Source organism: Streptococcus sp. HMSC063B03, assembly GCF_001836965.1.
In the GTDB taxonomy this organism is placed as follows: Bacteria; Bacillota; Bacilli; order Lactobacillales; family Streptococcaceae; genus Streptococcus; species Streptococcus pneumoniae_F.
In genome coordinates this window covers 1-531 of the sequence record NZ_KV831007.1, presented here as the reverse complement: position 1 = coordinate 531, position 531 = coordinate 1, and the positions used below count along the sequence as shown (strand labels likewise).

Genomic DNA, 531 nt, shown 5'->3' with positions numbered 1-531 from the left:
AAAGCCGAGGCAACTTCTATACTAATCTCGTAGACGGAAAAGTCTTGACTAGCTACAAGGCGGAAAATGATAAGGGTGAAATGGTTTACCACTTGTCTGAACCAACCAATGCTAACCATCTTCGTCTCGTTTCAAGCCTTCCTGAAGGAGCGAAAGCACGAGTTCAAGCGAGAACACTTAAGGATGGACAAGAAAGTTGGACAGATCTTGGTGCCATTACATCTAGTCTCCAAACCTTTGCTATCCGAAATGGTGGTTCTCTTCTAGATGTTAAACTGGTCTGGGAAGGTGGCAAGGCTGAGTTTTATGAATTGGCGAGCTTCTATCAAGAATTGACAGAAGAACCGGTTCAATCAAGCAAGGGTGAAGAACCAGCACCAGTGCTTGAGGTACCAGCCTACACAGGTCCATTATCAACCGTAGGTGACCAAGCTGCACCGACAGTAGAGAAACCAGAGTTTCAGGGTGGTGTCAACTCAGTTATGGCTTTGAAACATGAACTACCAGAGTACACAGGCCCAGTAGCAACAG

Annotated in this window: 1 protein-coding gene; it reads left to right on the top strand. The window is 46.0% G+C overall.

Annotated elements, in window-relative coordinates:
- A partial coding sequence (locus HMPREF2628_RS00055) for an SIALI-17 repeat-containing surface protein (protein ID WP_180364258.1) occupies positions 1-531 on the top strand: 531 nt, incomplete at both ends.